The following is a 15086-nucleotide window of genomic DNA, read 5'->3' as shown; positions in this document are numbered from 1 at the left end:
GCTTGCTCAAACTATTTTGAGCAAGCCAGCTTATTTTTTAGTCCATAGTTTGAATCGTTCAAACAGGTATGGCATTCTTAGTCGATCGTATTTGCTGCCCAATGATTGATTGGACCATATTTATGTCCAATAAAAAGTTCTTCTTTGATTGCTTGATTGACATATTGTTTCGCGATACGGATTGCTGCTTCCACCGTTTCTCCTTTTGCTAATTCAGCAGCAATACACGCAGACAAAGAATCACCTGTTCCATTGATGCGATCTGTTGCATAAAATGGTGCTTCTAACCAAAATGTTTTTCCTGACGCTAAACGAACATAATCCCTCACGGTTTGTTGATTGGAATCACTAGTATGATGTCCTTTGATCAGAACATTTTTGGGTCCCAGTTCTTGGAGGTTCTTAGCCGCTTTTTCATAGTCTTCTTCTGCTCTCAATTTGAGACCAGTTAGTTTTTCGGCTTCATAAAAATTAGGAGTCACTACTTCTGCCAATGGCAGTAATGCTGTTTTTAATGTAGTCAATGCTTCTTCTTCCAATAATTGATTGCCATGTTTCGTCATGATGACTGGATCAACGACCAAGGGACCAAAATCATACCTTTGGATATTTTTGACCACGGTATTGATCAATGTCGCATCTGCTAACATCCCAGTCTTTGCTGCTTTGACTTGGTAATCATCTGCAAGCAGTTCAAATTCTTTATCGATAAAATTCGTAGGTAAAGGAACACTTGCACCGATTCCATAAGAATTTCCAGCGACACAAGCAGTCAAAACAGATACCCCATAGACCTTTCTTGTAAAAAACGTATGCAAGTCTGCTTGCATCCCTGCACTTCCATCGCTATCTGATCCAGCGATTGTCATTACTTGGACATATTGTTGTTCCATTTCATCCATCTCCTATTTGAAATACGTTTGTCTTGTTTATCCTACCGCATTTTCTGCTGAAAAACAAAAAAGGATGCGCAATGAATCATGCAGCATCCTTAAAAACGGATAAATCATATGTTAAAAGTAAATAGTTCGAACATAATCTTCTATTTTACTACTAACACATTGCATTTCGCGTGATTTACCACATAAGAAGTCGTTGAACCAACCAATGCACGTTCAACGGCGTTTAACCCAGTCGCCCCCATGACGATCAAGTCAATTGGCTCTTCTGACTCGTTGAAGTTTGCGATCAATGTTTTAGGATAACCGTATAACACATATGTTTTAATATCCGTCAAACCTTTTTCGATCGCTAGATTTTGATGTTCCTTCATTTGTTTGTCTGCCACTTCATCTAACTCTTCTTGTAAGCTTGTTGTGACAAAAGCAAAGTCCCCAAAATAATTTCCTGACACCTCATTTACATATAAGATGTGTAATTTTGCTTGATTTCGTTTTGCTGTTGCGATTGCTTCAATAAATGCTTTTTCTGATTTTTCTGAACCGTCGAGTGCTACTAAAATATTTTTATACGTGTCTAACATTGAAACCGCCTCCTTCTTTTCTTTTAGTGTAGCACGATTAGAAACGAAGAACAATTCTTATGGATATGGTTCAAAAGCCTATGACTCCAACAGAAAAAATAAGGCAGAAAATCTACTTTTTAGATTCACCGCCTTATTTCAAAATAATTTATCCCATTCATTTAGTAATAAAATACTTGTTTTTTAAGCCACTAATTAAGCGTCAAAACCATTATTTGTTGCTACTTCTTTAAACCAGTGTCCTGATTTTTTGATCGTCCGTTTCCCATCTTGGTCTAGATCGACCGCGATAAAACCATAACGGTTTTTATACGCATTTGTCCATGACCAGTTATCCATACATGTCCACATATGATACCCTAAACAATTTGTTCCTTCTTGAATGGCTTGATGCACATATTTCAAATGATCTGTCACAAATTCGATACGATAATCATCTTCGATCATACCTTGTTCATTCACGTAGCGCTCTTCCCCTTCGACACCCATGCCATTTTCAGAGATAAAGCATTTGATATTGCCATAATTTTCTCTCGTATTCGTCAAGATATCATAGATACCTTTCTCATAAATTTCCCAACCACGATAAGGATTCATTTTTTTATTCGGCATATCGTAGTTATCAAAATAATCATCTGGTAACGGCGCACGATTTTTGTTGATCGGTGTTTCTTTTGCTTTGATCCGTCGTGGTTGATAGTAATTGATTCCTAATAGATCCACTTTATTTTCTTGGATGATTGTCAAATCGCCTTCTTCCATTACAGGCATGATATCCAATTCTTTGACGATATCGATCAACTCTTGTGGAAATTGACCTTTTACTGCTGGATCAAGGAATGAGCGATTGAAAAAGGCGTCCGCAATCGCCGCAGCTTTCACATCGTCCGTATTATTTTCGTCACGTGGATAACTTGGAGTCAAATTCAGGATAATACCGATCTCCCCATCTTGTCCTGTTTCATGGTAGATCTGAATTGCCTTCGCACTTGCCAAGTTTTCGTGGAAACCCACTTGAACTGCTTCTTTGAAGTTCACATGATTTGGATAATGAAACTGATAAAGATAGCCACCTTCTACAGGGACGATCGGCTCATTGTGCGTAAACCATTTCTTCACAAGATCTCCGAATAGCTCAAAACATGTTTTGGCATACTCAGCATAAGCATCAACAGTCTCTCTTACTAACCAGCCACCTTTTTCTTGTAAAGGCATCGGCATATCAAAATGGAAGAGATTGACGAAGGGTTCAATACCATTTTCAATCAGTTCTTCAAAATACGTACGATAGAAAGTGACTGCTTGCTCATTTATTTTCCCTGTACCACCAGGAAGCAAGCGACTCCACTGGATCGATGTTCGGAACGTATTATGACCAGTAGCTTTCATCAATGCGACATCCTCTTTATACTTCGTATAGACTTGAGAAGTCTTGCTTGGTCCTACTTGATTGAAAAACTTCTCAGGCTCCAAGTCGTACCAATGATCCCAAATATTTTCTCCTTTTCCATCTCCTGCTACACGTCCTTCTGTTTGTGGTCCACTAGCAGCTGAACCCCACCAAAAATTTTCTGGAAATACATAGTTTGTCATGTTTAGTCCCTCACTTAATTTTCTTTTGATAACGTAATCATACCAAACCTTAAAAATAAATCAATACTTTTTAAATAAATGACTAGACATTTAACAAAAATGAAGTTATACTCATTTTGTAATCGATTGCAAATTTAAATAGAGGTGAATAGAATGAACGGTTTTATGGATAAACTTGCTCAGAAAATCATGCCTTTAGCGAACCTACTAGGGCAAAATCGTTACTTGACAGTGTTACGGGATGCATTTATGTTGTCGTTTCCTTTAACAATGTTCGGATCGATTGTTGTCGTTTTCAATAACTTGCCTTTCTTTAGTGATGCGACTAAAGGAACGTTGTCTAGCTTATTTGGAAACGGACAAAATGCAACAATGAGTATCATGTCTGTCTTTGTTACTTTTGGTATTGGCTATTATTTATCTAAATCATATGATGTAGAAGGTATTTTTGGAGGTGCTGTCTCATTTGCCAGCTTCTTGATCTTAACACCTTTCGTCATGACAACTGTCGGTGGCGAAGAAGTATCAGGTGTGTTGACTCTTGATCGCTTAGGTGCAAAAGGAATGTTCATCGGTATGATCGCAGCTTTCATCGCAGGTGAAATCTATTGCCGAATCACTAAACGTGGTTGGCAGATCAAAATGCCTGCAAGCGTACCACCAGCTGTGACGAAATCATTTGCTGCGTTGATTCCAGCAGTGGTTACTTTAACTGTCTTCTTGATCATCAATGCAGTGATGACTGGTGTCTTCCACGCAAACTTGCATGATGTGGTTTACGAAGTTATCCAAAAACCATTGACTGGTTTAGGAAGTAGTTTACCTGCAACTTTAATTGCTCTATTCTTTGTACAATTCTTATGGTTCTTTGGTCTTCATGGTCAAATCATTGTCAACTCTGTGATGGACCCGATTTGGAACACACTAATGCTTGATAACTTAGAGGCATATCAAAATGGTCAAGAATTGCCACACATCATCACGAAACCATTTATGGAAACATTCACTGTCGGAATCGGTGGCTCAGGTATGACTTTAGCAGTTGTACTATTGATGGCCTTTGTTTTGAAGAAAAAACAATATCGTGATGTCGGTCGTTTAGCTCTTGCACCAGGAATCTTCAACGTGAATGAACCAGCAATTTTTGGTTTACCGATCGTATTGAACGCAACTATTTTGATTCCTTGGGTTGTCGCACCATTAGTCGTAACAACGTTCAACTACCTTGTAATGGCAGCAGGTATCGTACCAGCGCCTACTGGTGTCTCCGTTCCATGGACAGTGCCAATCATCGCGAGTGGTGTCTTAGCCACAAACTCATGGTTAGGTGGCTTACTCCAAGTGATCGATTTTGTGATCGTTGCAGTTATCTGGTATCCATTCTTGATGATCTTAGATAAACAACCTGATTTGGATGTTATTTGATCCGATACTAAAGGAATGTAGTATTTGAAGTTGAAATAAACATATTCACGAACAATAATCAAAGAAGCATCCACGAAAATTTGCTCGTTGCATTTTCATGGGTGCTTCTTTAAGTTTTGAAACATACATAAATTGGTATTTCATTGATTGCAATGAGCAACTGTTCTCTATAAATAAAACATTAGTCAGCTATTTCCTTTACCAAAATTAAATAGTAAATTCTCTGATAAAGCTATCCGCACTTCTCATGCTTTTATTGGTTGTCGGCGCTATGATCTTTCGTTATACTCAAAGTGAGGTGAAAAACGTGCCAAAATATGAAGAAATTGCAAATGTTCTAAGAGATCGAATTCGTTCAAAAAAATATCCACCAAATAGTTTTTTACCAAATCAGGTGGATCTAGTCGAAGAATTCAATGCTAGTCGAATGACGATCAAAAAAGCCATCAACATCTTAGCCATGGAAGGACTCGTTTATTCCCAAAGAGGGTCTGGAACTAAGATTTTAAGTCATCCTTATTTAAACAAAGATACTTCTCCAGCCAATGAATACGAAGGATTAAGTTTACAAATGAAACGCCGACAACGCTCGCTGACTAGTCAGATCATTCAATTCGATGTTGAGTTTCCTAATGCTTTTATTCAAGAACGCTTGATGATCGATGCGGAACAGCCTGTGTACAATATTCATCGCCTACGTATCTTAGATGATGAACCGTATATTCTAGAACATACTTTTATGCCAGTTCAACTTGTTCCAGGATTAAAGAAAGAGCATCTCCTATCATCGATCTATGATTATTTGCATAAAGAACTCAATGTCCATTTTGCCGGAGCCTATCGCGCGATCTCAGCAGATAAAAGCTCTGCGTTTGATCAACAATATTTGAATTGTGCAGAGACCGATCCAGTTCTTGAAGTCCAGCAAGTAGTCTATCTAAAAAATGGTCAACCCATCGAGTATTCCTCAAGCCGCAATCGCTTTGATGTCCGTAACTATTCACTGTTGGATGTCCGTGGAAATCAATAAGCATTCTGACTTTTCCTATAGTCATTTCATCTAAGCAACGTCTACGATCTTACTATCGTGAGCGTTGCTTTTTTATATCGTCTTAGCTGACTACACCTCTCCCACTCATTAAATCGAGCGAACAATATTCCAGAAGCAACTTCTCTTTCAACTAGCAAGACATATTTATTGCAAAATTTTTGGTGACGCCCTATACTAACTTTAATAACATTTACTTACTTTTTGTAAGTTAGAAGAAAAGAGGATAAATTATGGATACAACAATCAGAGGCGTCCACCATGTGACAGCAATGACATCTAGTGCAGCAAAAATCTATCGCTTCTTTACAGACATTTTAGGCATGCGTTTGATCAAAAAGACAGTGAATCAAGATGATATTGAAACTTACCACTTATATTTCACCGACGAACATGGCTCTGCCGGTACAGATATGACTTTTTTTGATTTTCCTAATCAGCCAAAAGGAACGAAAGGAACGGACACGATCGCGCGCACTTCTTTTCGTGTTCCATCCGATACAGCATTAGACTATTGGTTGGCTCGCTTTGAAAAATACCAGATCACTCATTCTGAGATCAAAGAACGTTTTGGTAAGAAATATCTTGAATTTGAAGATTTCGATGAACAAGCGTATCAATTGATTTCGGATGAAAAAAATAGCGGCGTTCCTGCGGGTATTCCTTGGAAAAACAGTAGTATACCGACAGATGTGGCAATCACTGGACTTGGTCCGGTCATCGTACGTGTGAGTGATCTTGAGCCGATCCGAACAGTATTGCTTGCTTTACTCGGTTTTAAAGAAATCGAACAAGTGGATGATTTTTATTTATTTGAAGTCGGTGCTGGTGGGAACGGCGCTAGTATCATCGTCGAACATCGTGCCGATCTACCAAAAGCCATTGAAGGGTACGGCAATGTCCATCACCTTGCTTTACGCGTCGCTGATCATGAAGCACTACAGTTTTGGATCAATAAAATTAGTCAAACGTCCCTACCTAGCTCTGGATTTGTTGATCGCTTTTACTTTGAATCTGAGTACTTCTTAGCTTCTACTCATGTCTTATTTGAATTAGCCACCGATGGCCCTGGATTCTTTGGAGATGAACCCGCTGAAACAGCTGGAGAGATCCTTGCTTTGCCACCATTATTGGAAGCAAAAAGAAAAGAAATCGAAGCATATGTTCGACCTTTTGACACGCGTGATGCGAACCAAAGACGGGTAGATTAATGACAGGAGTGAGTCATTTGAAGTATCTTTATAGACAAGGAAAAGCAACACAAAAAAAATTGATTCTACTTCATGGAACTGGTGGCGATGAGCACTCACTTTTGGAAATTGCAGCGTTTCTTGCACCTGAGAGTACGCTTTTATCCTTTAGAGGAAATATCAACGAGCAAGGGTTGAATCGTTTTTTCAAAAGAAACGGCTTGAACCAATTCGACTATGAGAGTTTAGCTGAAGAATCTACAAATCTGTATAATGAAATCAAGGAAATCAGTCACTTACAGGATATCCCATTAACTGATTGGATCGTTGTCGGTTTTTCAAACGGGGCAAATATTGCCGCTCATATCATGTTGGCTCAACAGACAGAACTAAAAAAAGGGCTCTTCTTTCACCCGATGTCCTTAGATGACTATCAGGAAAATTCAGAACTCCCTGACACTTCTGTCTGGTTATCCTTTGGCGAAGGAGATCCAATCGTTTCTAATACTTCCTTTAGCCAATTGGTTCGCGAATTTGATTCACGAGGCGCTAAAGTAACAACACAAATCACAGATCAAGGACATCAATTGACAATGGATGAGTTGACCCATGCCAAGCAATGGCTTGATACTATAGACTAATGCATAGCGTGTTTTTTGAAACGAAATCCATCATCCAACATCGAAAAAGAAGTTGGGAAAACAAATCGTTTTCTCAAGTTCTTTTTTACATTTTAACTCCACTTATTGGACAAGGTAGCTTGCGGTTCGGATAAATCAATTATAAAAAGAAACACAGAGTGAACAGCCCGCCAAACTAACACTGATTATTCTCATGATAACACTGATTTATTCAAACACTTTCAATTCTTTTTCTTGTTCATCGAATACTTCTATTACCTTTTTGGCAAATCTTCCTTTTAAAGAATTTTCTAACTGATCACGACTACTAGAAAATGAATTTTCCGCTTCCTTTACCGCATCCTTATGGGTTTTATCCGTCGTTTTCTTTTCTGCCACTAAATTTCCCTGCATGGCAATTCCCACAGTTTGGACATTCCATCGCTCTAAAGTTTTTCTTAATTCATTTAACAAATCTTCTAATTCATCCATGACTTCCCGTTGCCAAAAATCTATAATTAGTTCCTCAAGATAAAGTTATCTAACATCTAATTTATAGAGATTATATATTTTGACAAGCTAGTTTCCTCCTTATCTACCTCTTATTTTTGAGAGACTTTACGCTATAACCAACGAAAGCGCTCCTCAATCATTCTTAAATTCCTCTTCTGATTGATACATTTTTATAGACTAATCTATATGAGACAATTGCCAAATATAGAAAATTCGAATTTCAAAATTCCACTTTCATTGAGTAAAGCAGAATTAACTTTTAGTATAATTTCTCCTCAACCACAAGATACACATTATTGAGCCATTTAAAATGACATGTGGGTATGTTTTTATGTAATGATTGCTCTTTTATCACTGATTGAACTTTCGATAAGCCGCTTGATACTCTCGTTCTAAATCATCAAATCGTTGATGTAACTGACGTCGTTCTGAATTTAATGCTGTCTTATATTGCTCTTCTGCAATTTGATATTGTTTCCTTGCTCTCATCAACGGTTCGTTATCAAGGGCTAAACCATTTAGACTTCGCCTTAACAGTTGTTCAGATTGTTCAACTACTTCTTCTCCTTTTCGGTTGAAATATCGCAACAAGTCTTCCTCTTCTTCTAGTTTGATTCGTTTTCTCTGATAGTCTGCTTGCAACTCTTCAATCGTCATTTTCTTCCTTCACTCCTTTAGTTGATTGGCTAATTCATGATCTCGTGCCACTAAATCATCGATTTTATTTGTGATTTCTTTCGCCAATTCGTCATAACGTTCGCCTTTTCGTCTGGCTTTTTGGATTCGTTGTTGACATTTTTCCTTTGGCGTCATTACGTGTGTTTCCCATGTCAAACCAACCGATGCATTGTTTCTTTTACTTCCCAGGCACTTAAAGAAGGTGCAGCATGTTCCGCTTTCGTACTTCTTCAGCCCAATTCATTTCGATTCGTTCAATACTACTCTGATTGATTCGAATGACTTCCTCCATCGCATTTTTAGTCTTTCGCCCCATTGTCTCTACAACTAACTTTGTTTGACTATGATTCAAATAAATTCGGTCATTCGCTGATAAACTTCCTCCACTCGCAGTAAACTTCTCACACCATTTTTTCAACGTACCCAAATGACTTGAGAAATCACTCATTGCTTTATATTTTTCCTGTTGTATACTTGCTTTCGTATTATAGTCGTTCTCTGGAATGATCAGATTTCCGTATTTATCAAACCTCCAAATATCTAAACCATGATAATCAAACGGATTCATCCCCCCATTTCCATGCTTATTTTTATTTCTGCACCTGTTCCATCTCCCATGAGATTGCCAAGCAATTCATCCCCACGATTACGATAATTCGTCAACATCCCCGGATTTTCCTTTATCCATTTTTTTGCTTCTGGAGATAATAGTTCGTAAGGATCTGGTCCATTGAACCCAACATTTTTCCATTGGTTTTCAGCTGCGACATACAAGGCTAGATATTGTCCTAATGAATGTCCCGTTGTAGAAATTTCGGCATCTTTATACTCATTCTTTACCTCTTTCGCAAACTCAGTAGCTGACGTCAATTGCCCTGAAACACGTGTTTGACTAGGTGTCATAGAAAAACCCGGACTAACTGTTTTATCAAAAAAACCACCGATCGTTCGTATATCTGTTTCTATATCCTTAAAATTTGATGTATTTGTTCCTGCATAAGAAATCACTACTTGGGAAGTATCAACATTCCCTTTTTCATCCAGTGGACCGACTGCCATAGCTTGGGTGCCATCTGTTTTAGAGTTTTCTTTGAGTTTTAGTATTTTGAATTCAGCCCCACCGAAATTGCGAAATGATCCTTCTTTTAAATCAGAATTATGTTCAGGGTGGTTAGGATCTATTCGATAAACCTTATTACTTATACTATTATAATTTTTATCCGTAATTGTCATACATAATCCTCCTCACCATTTGAATAAATCACTTTTATTTTATTTTTCGTAATTCCTTTCGTTTGTATACTTCTATCCTCTATTCCGTAATCAAGAATCTCACGGCTATGTTTTCCAAAACCGTATGAAAAATACACTGATTCTTGTTTGGTATTTGTCATAGTAACAAACATGTCATAAGAACCTGTCATGCTGAAGTACCCTGAATGCTCAATTTTCACCTCTAAAATATTCGCAAATGTATTTTTCAAAGCTTGCACCGATTGTTTCTCTACCGCTAACAATTCTTGTGCTCTTCTTTCTTCTCTCTTATCCATATATACTTTCCCTCCAATTACGATTATTACCAAACTGAGCATGACTGTTATACCTATTAACAGTTGTTTATTCATTCGTTTTTTCATAATCCCTCTCGCTTCTTATCGATATCGTTAATACACCAATCTGCCTATTTCACTAGGATCAAACATCTTCCTCCCCGTTGGAATAAGTTACTTTTACTTTGGTATTAGTTACCCCTTCAATTTGTATATGGCTATCTATAATTCCATAATCACCAATTTCTTGACTATGTTTTCCAAATCCATACGAAAAATAAACTGATTGGTCTTTAATATTCTTCATAGTAACAAACATTCTATATAAACCTGTCATATTGTTATAAGCTGTATCCTCAATTTTCACTTCTACAATATCCACAGATATATTCTTCAAAGCTTAGACCGATTCTTTTTCTGCGATTAACAATTCTTGGGCTTTTCTTTCTTCTCTCTTATCCATATATACTTTCCCGCCGATTCCAATCATTACCAAACTGATCAGCACTGCCATGCCTATTACAAGTTGTTTATTTGTTCGGTTTCTCATCTACGCCTCTTTTCCTTTCAAAAACAAAGTTTCGCTTCTCTATTTAATAGATACGTCAAAGACAATCAAAAAACGAAAAACATGAAAACATCCTCTAAATAATTTACCAACTATTCCAATATAAAAATAAATAGTTATTTAATAGTCGTTCACTTTCCAGCAAATCCAAAATTTCAGCTATTGATTACTCTTTATATTCAAGGATTTAATTTCATTACTACAACTTATAATAATGTATTATGTAAATCATCATACCACTTTTATATCGTTATTTATTACATTTCTAATAAAAGATCTTTTTAGATTCATAACCGTTTACATGTTTATCTATAGACTAGTTGCGGATCACATATAAATCGTTTCAAAAAAAATTCTTCCTGTTTGTTCTTTACAAATTTTTTTAGATATGATAAATTCGTGACAGCAATTAGGACACATTCTCCGAAAAACCCTTTTGGGCATATAAATTGTTAAGCACATGATTTATATCAAAAGGGAGAGAATACAAATGTCAAAAACTATTTATGATGAAAAGAATTGGAAAACGAACATAGCATACTTACTAACATCGCAAGCCATCTCAATGATCGGAACGATGTTGGTACAGTATGCTATTATTTGGCATGTCACATTATCAACCCAATCAGGAACGATGGTTGGGTTGATGAACGTTATTGGCATCTTACCAATGGTGCTGGTCATGCCTTTTGCAGGAGCACTTTCTGATCATTACGACCGAAAAAAAATCGCTATTTTATCTGATAGCTGCGTTGCACTTGCTTCTTTGGTCATGGCCATCCTATTGATTATGGATAAAGAAATGGCGCATAATCTTTTCTTATTATTAGGTCTGATATTCATTCGCTCTGTAGGCCAAGGATTTCAAACGCCTGCTGTCTCTTCGCTCATTCCGCAAATTACCACAGAAAAGCACTTAGTACGAGTCAACGGTATTGATCAAGCGATCCAAGCTGTAATAATGCTTGCAAGTCCTGCATTAGCAGCGACATTACTGACAGTTTTACCTTTAGAGATGATATTGATGATCGACTTTGTGACAGCGGTTATCGGTGTGACTATGCTGTTTTTCCGAGTAACAGTTCCCCAAATGAAATCTCAAGAAACAAATAAAATAAACGTGTTATCCGAAATAAACTCAGGTGTCAAATACCTACGTATTCATAAAATCCTGCTCGCACTGATCCTTGTTGGTTTTATGGGCAGCATATTTTCTACACCCGCTGCAAACTTAGCGCCTTTACAAATCACTCGTAATTTTCATGAGGGACTATGGCAGCTATCGGCCACTGAGATTGGGTTTGCTTCTGGGATGTTAGTTGGAGGATCTGTGATGAGTACTTGGGGAGGGTTCAAAAATAAAATCAAAACGATTGCTTTAGGTTATTCATTATTGATCCTTCCTTTTATTATGTTAGGTATCACATCAAGTTTTTGGTTGTATTTTGCCATGATGGTAGCAATTGGTTTTGTTGTGCCCATCTCACGAACTGCTATGGTTTCATTCTTTCAGGCAAAAACAGATCAAAGCCATATGGGGCGTGTCATGAGTTTAGTAACAATGGCAATCAGTATTGCTTCACCGGCTACGATGTTGATTTTAGGTCCATTGACAGATGTCATTTCAATTGATTGGATCATGATTGCAAGCGGACTGATCCTGATACCCCTTGTCCTATGGCTATTGGTCGGAAAAAGCTTTCGTTTCTAGTCTCTATTGACCTTCTCCCGATGTCTTCGAGTCAATGACCATTGTTCAAAATGATTAGCCCCAAAAGATAGATTTTTGTTCTAACCTTTGGGGGCCTATTCGTTTTTCATTTTTTTGTTAACAGCTACTGATTTTTATTTAGATAGCGATACGTCTGCTTGCAATTCAAATAAATCAAACCTAAAAATAAGCAGGGTGTAACCAAGAAACCAAATTGGGGCTTAACGACCATCACGATCAACAAAAGAAACACCAAAATAGTATTCAATAAACTAATGTACCACTTTTTCAATACATAATAGAAAGAGACATGGTAGATTTCTCGTATGGAGATTTCTGGATTTTTCACTTGGAAATAAAAATTATTGATCATCAGATTAATGGCTAAGATAATAAATATAAAAAATAAAGGAATGAGCCATATTCCGATTGGCTGGTCCTTGAAAAACAGGATATCGACAAAAGAGATCGCGATTACAAGATATCCTGAACCACCTAAGTACATACTTTTTTTCCATACCCAGCGATACAGTTGAAAAAAAGTTTTGACTGGGGCTTCGTTTTCTTGGATTCCCTCGACAAACCAGACAAAAGTTGTCATGATGGCAGGTAAGAAAAAAAACAGACTTCCTAAGAAAAAGAGGCTATTCCTTATATCGATCGCAGTAGTTACTACGACTAAAAAAAATGGGAGATTCACAAGTAATAAGCATAGATTCCCCGCCAGAAAACTATATGCTAAACGAAACAGCTTCATGTAAACATTCGTTTCAAATGTTTGCTTTTTAAACATAGCCTTTCCTTTCTATCCTTTGACCCCAGAAGAAGCAATACCTTCAACAAAATATTTTTGCATGGCTAAAAAGACAATCGCAACTGGTAAAACAGACAACACAGATGCTGCCATAATCAAGGCATATTCCGTATCATACAACCCAACGAACATTTTTAATCCTAATTGGATCGTTTTATTTTCTGTAGATGACAGATAAATAAAAGGTCCCATGTAGTCATTCCATGTATTGACAAAAGTGATGATCGTCAAACTAGCCAAAGCTGGTTTAGTCAATGGTAAGATGATCCTGCGATAAATGCCCCATTCGGATAATCCATCAATTCTTGCACTTTCGCAAAGTGAATCGGGAATACTACTATAGTATTGTTTCAATAAAAATACGCCAAATGCACTAAATGCTTGTAACAAAATCAAAGAAAGTAACGTATCAGATAATCCTAATTGCCGCATCATGATAAATTGTGGGATCATATAGGATTGCCATGGAACAGCGATCGTACCAATATATGCAAGAAAAAGAAGATTTCTTCCTTTAAAATGCATTTTAGAGAAACCATAAGCAGCAAAACTGGATGTAAATAACTGGATCAACGTGATCACGATACTTAAAATGGCTGTATTTTTGAAAAAGGTCAATAATGGAATGCGTGTCCAAATGACCGAATAGTTTTCTGGATGCCAGGTTTTTGGTATCCACTGGATCGGAACCGAAAAGACATCATTGTTCGCTTTGAATGATGCAGAGATCATCCAGATAAAAGGGATCAAGGTGAGCAGTGAAAAAATTAGAAGTAACGTAAATACTAAAATTTTATGAAATGATTTTTTTTCTGATCGATTAATCATCCGTTCTCCTCCCTTACACTTTCTCTCGGATCTGATTCCATTTAAACTGGATGACTGTAATCACAAGGACGATAACAAACAAGACCATAGCAATCGCTGAAGCATAGCCGAAATTGAATTTTACGAACGCTTCACTATAAACTTGATAAACTAACACATTGGTTGCACGCCCCGGTCCTCCATCAGTCATCACTTGAACAAGGTCAAAAATCTTGAAGCAGTTGATAACCAACATGATTGTCACAAAAAAGGTTGTTGGGCGCAATTCAGGCACGGTGATGTGGCTGAATTGTTTCCATTTATTCGCACCATCCATTGCAGCTGCTTCGTACAATTCTTTCGAGATCCCTTGTAAGCCAGCTAAGTATAAGATCATGTAATACCCCATTCCTCGCCAGACACTAACGATAATGATCGCTGTCAATGCCCAATCTGAACTAGACAACCAACCAGGGGGATTTTCGATAACCACACGTAAAAATTGGTTGATCGGTCCCATGGTTGGATGGAACAACATACTCCACACCACTGCGATTGCTACTAATGATGTGACATATGGAAAGAAAAAAGCTGTCCGAAAAAATTTGACTCCTTTGATTTTCTGATTCAATAAAATGGCCAAGCCCAATGAACATATCAATGTCAACGGAACCACACTGATCGTATACAAAAAGGTATTTTTAAGAGAGATCCAAAATGTATCATCCGATAACATGCGAGTGAAATTTTGCAGACCAACAAATTCAGGTGTACTAAAGGAATCCCATTTCATAAAGGCTAAAATCAATGAAAAAACAACAGGTACTAAAGTAAAAATCAAAAATCCAATAAAATTTGGCGCAATAAATGACCAAGCAATCAACGTATTTTTACGTTTTAGTTTAAGTGAAGCTGACTTCGTTACTTCCATAGCTTGATGTCAAAAAAACCAATTGGTTCTTTTAACGCTCCCCCTTTCATTAAAGGCAATAACAGGTATTCGTGTTAGCTATACACTGAAGGCGCAGAAACAGCCCCTTCAGCATATAGTTGACAAGATAGCGGAGGAAAATCATTTATCCCCCT

General features: G+C 37.3%; 16 protein-coding genes and 1 pseudogene. 5 read left to right on the top strand and 12 right to left on the bottom strand.

Annotation, left to right across the window (positions count from 1 at the left end; translation table 11 throughout):
- Positions 1-77: 77 nt before the first annotated feature.
- From thiD to CYK55_RS05120, 3 genes are all read right to left on the bottom strand, one after another.
- Positions 78-893 carry a bifunctional hydroxymethylpyrimidine kinase/phosphomethylpyrimidine kinase gene (gene thiD, locus CYK55_RS05130; RefSeq protein WP_034690132.1) on the bottom strand — a complete coding sequence of 272 codons (816 nt, stop codon included), beginning with the start codon at positions 891-893 and terminating at the stop codon, positions 78-80.
- Positions 894-1042: 149 nt separating this feature from the next.
- On the bottom strand, positions 1043-1483 hold the full coding sequence (locus CYK55_RS05125) for a universal stress protein (protein ID WP_034690134.1): 441 nt from the start codon (positions 1481-1483) through the stop codon (positions 1043-1045).
- A 195-nt stretch (positions 1484-1678) separates the two neighbouring features.
- Positions 1679-3076: a glycoside hydrolase family 1 protein gene (locus tag CYK55_RS05120; protein ID WP_034690136.1), complete on the bottom strand. Its 1398-nt coding sequence runs from the start codon at positions 3074-3076 to the stop codon at positions 1679-1681.
- Between the two features lie 153 nt (positions 3077-3229).
- On the opposite strand from CYK55_RS05120, the gene celB reads away from it, so the two are divergent.
- From celB to CYK55_RS05100, 4 genes are all read left to right on the top strand, one after another.
- Positions 3230-4501 (top strand): PTS cellobiose transporter subunit IIC, encoded by a 1272-nt coding sequence (celB, locus tag CYK55_RS05115; RefSeq protein WP_034690138.1) that lies wholly within the window; start codon positions 3230-3232, stop codon positions 4499-4501.
- 307 nt (positions 4502-4808) lie between these two features.
- On the top strand, positions 4809-5531 hold the full coding sequence (locus CYK55_RS05110) for a GntR family transcriptional regulator (protein ID WP_206437471.1): 723 nt from the start codon (positions 4809-4811) through the stop codon (positions 5529-5531).
- A 251-nt stretch (positions 5532-5782) separates the two neighbouring features.
- Positions 5783-6760: a ring-cleaving dioxygenase gene (locus CYK55_RS05105; RefSeq protein ID WP_034690139.1), complete on the top strand. Its 978-nt coding sequence runs from the start codon at positions 5783-5785 to the stop codon at positions 6758-6760.
- Positions 6761-6777: 17 nt separating this feature from the next.
- Positions 6778-7380, top strand: coding sequence for an alpha/beta hydrolase (locus CYK55_RS05100; RefSeq protein ID WP_034690140.1), 603 nt, complete (start codon positions 6778-6780; stop codon positions 7378-7380).
- A 207-nt stretch (positions 7381-7587) separates the two neighbouring features.
- On the opposite strand, the gene CYK55_RS05095 is transcribed toward CYK55_RS05100, so the two are convergent.
- From CYK55_RS05095 to CYK55_RS14000, 6 genes and pseudogenes are all read right to left on the bottom strand, one after another.
- Positions 7588-7851, bottom strand: a complete 264-nt coding sequence (locus CYK55_RS05095; protein ID WP_034690141.1) for a hypothetical protein — start codon at positions 7849-7851, stop codon at positions 7588-7590.
- 372 nt (positions 7852-8223) lie between these two features.
- Entirely contained in the window at positions 8224-8529 is a 306-nt protein-coding gene (locus CYK55_RS05090) for a hypothetical protein (protein ID WP_034690142.1), read from the bottom strand.
- A gap of 9 nt (positions 8530-8538) precedes the next feature.
- Positions 8539-9783: pseudogene (locus tag CYK55_RS14060) on the bottom strand (lipase).
- Positions 9780-10187 (bottom strand): hypothetical protein, encoded by a 408-nt coding sequence (locus CYK55_RS05080; RefSeq protein WP_034690145.1) that lies wholly within the window; start codon positions 10185-10187, stop codon positions 9780-9782. Before CYK55_RS05080 ends, CYK55_RS14060 begins: the two are co-directional and overlap by 4 nt.
- Before the next feature lie 58 nt (positions 10188-10245).
- Complete coding sequence (locus tag CYK55_RS14005) at positions 10246-10482, bottom strand: hypothetical protein (protein ID WP_318036147.1); 237 nt, start codon at positions 10480-10482, stop codon at positions 10246-10248.
- Positions 10483-10500: 18 nt separating this feature from the next.
- On the bottom strand, positions 10501-10650 hold the full coding sequence (locus CYK55_RS14000; RefSeq protein WP_318036071.1) for a hypothetical protein: 150 nt from the start codon (positions 10648-10650) through the stop codon (positions 10501-10503).
- 508 nt (positions 10651-11158) lie between these two features.
- On the opposite strand from CYK55_RS14000, the gene CYK55_RS05070 reads away from it, so the two are divergent.
- Positions 11159-12379, top strand: coding sequence for an MFS transporter (locus tag CYK55_RS05070; protein ID WP_034690146.1), 1221 nt, complete (start codon positions 11159-11161; stop codon positions 12377-12379).
- Positions 12380-12503: 124 nt separating this feature from the next.
- On the opposite strand, the gene CYK55_RS05065 is transcribed toward CYK55_RS05070, so the two are convergent.
- Genes CYK55_RS05065 through CYK55_RS05055 form a run of 3 tightly spaced genes read right to left on the bottom strand, consistent with a single transcriptional unit; the run spans position 12504 to position 14931 of the window.
- A complete protein-coding gene (locus CYK55_RS05065; RefSeq protein ID WP_034690147.1) occupies positions 12504-13172 on the bottom strand; it encodes a hypothetical protein in 669 nt (222 codons plus the stop codon).
- 12 nt (positions 13173-13184) lie between these two features.
- The gene (locus CYK55_RS05060; RefSeq protein ID WP_034690148.1) at positions 13185-14021 is read right to left on the bottom strand and encodes a carbohydrate ABC transporter permease; all 837 of its coding nucleotides are present in this window, start codon (positions 14019-14021) and stop codon (positions 13185-13187) included.
- Between the two features lie 13 nt (positions 14022-14034).
- The gene (locus CYK55_RS05055) at positions 14035-14931 is read right to left on the bottom strand and encodes a carbohydrate ABC transporter permease (protein WP_126134019.1); all 897 of its coding nucleotides are present in this window, start codon (positions 14929-14931) and stop codon (positions 14035-14037) included.
- Positions 14932-15086: the final 155 nt, after the last annotated feature.

Source organism: Enterococcus mundtii, assembly GCF_003957375.1.
Classification (GTDB): Bacteria; Bacillota; Bacilli; order Lactobacillales; family Enterococcaceae; genus Enterococcus_B; species Enterococcus_B spodopteracolus.
The sequence above is the reverse complement of the archived record's forward strand: the minus strand, read 5'-3'. Positions and strand labels throughout refer to the sequence as shown.

Excerpts from the sequence above, each read along its gene's own strand:
- CYK55_RS05065 (WP_034690147.1), bottom strand. The coding sequence starts at position 13,172 with ATGTTTAAAAAGCAAACATTTGAAACGAATGTTTACATGAAGCTGTTT.
- CYK55_RS14000 (WP_318036071.1), bottom strand. The coding sequence starts at position 10,650 with ATGAGAAACCGAACAAATAAACAACTTGTAATAGGCATGGCAGTGCTG.
- CYK55_RS05060 (WP_034690148.1), bottom strand. The coding sequence starts at position 14,021 with ATGATTAATCGATCAGAAAAAAAATCATTTCATAAAATTTTAGTATTT.
- CYK55_RS05090 (WP_034690142.1), bottom strand. The coding sequence starts at position 8,529 with ATGACGATTGAAGAGTTGCAAGCAGACTATCAGAGAAAACGAATCAAA.
- CYK55_RS05095 (WP_034690141.1), bottom strand. The coding sequence starts at position 7,851 with ATGGATGAATTAGAAGATTTGTTAAATGAATTAAGAAAAACTTTAGAG.
- CYK55_RS05080 (WP_034690145.1), bottom strand. The coding sequence starts at position 10,187 with ATGAAAAAACGAATGAATAAACAACTGTTAATAGGTATAACAGTCATG.
- thiD (WP_034690132.1), bottom strand. The coding sequence starts at position 893 with ATGGAACAACAATATGTCCAAGTAATGACAATCGCTGGATCAGATAGC.
- CYK55_RS05105 (WP_034690139.1), top strand. The coding sequence starts at position 5,783 with ATGGATACAACAATCAGAGGCGTCCACCATGTGACAGCAATGACATCT.
- CYK55_RS05120 (WP_034690136.1), bottom strand. The coding sequence starts at position 3,076 with ATGACAAACTATGTATTTCCAGAAAATTTTTGGTGGGGTTCAGCTGCT.
- celB (WP_034690138.1), top strand. The coding sequence starts at position 3,230 with ATGAACGGTTTTATGGATAAACTTGCTCAGAAAATCATGCCTTTAGCG.
- CYK55_RS05070 (WP_034690146.1), top strand. The coding sequence starts at position 11,159 with ATGTCAAAAACTATTTATGATGAAAAGAATTGGAAAACGAACATAGCA.
- CYK55_RS05055 (WP_126134019.1), bottom strand. The coding sequence starts at position 14,931 with ATGGAAGTAACGAAGTCAGCTTCACTTAAACTAAAACGTAAAAATACG.
- CYK55_RS05125 (WP_034690134.1), bottom strand. The coding sequence starts at position 1,483 with ATGTTAGACACGTATAAAAATATTTTAGTAGCACTCGACGGTTCAGAA.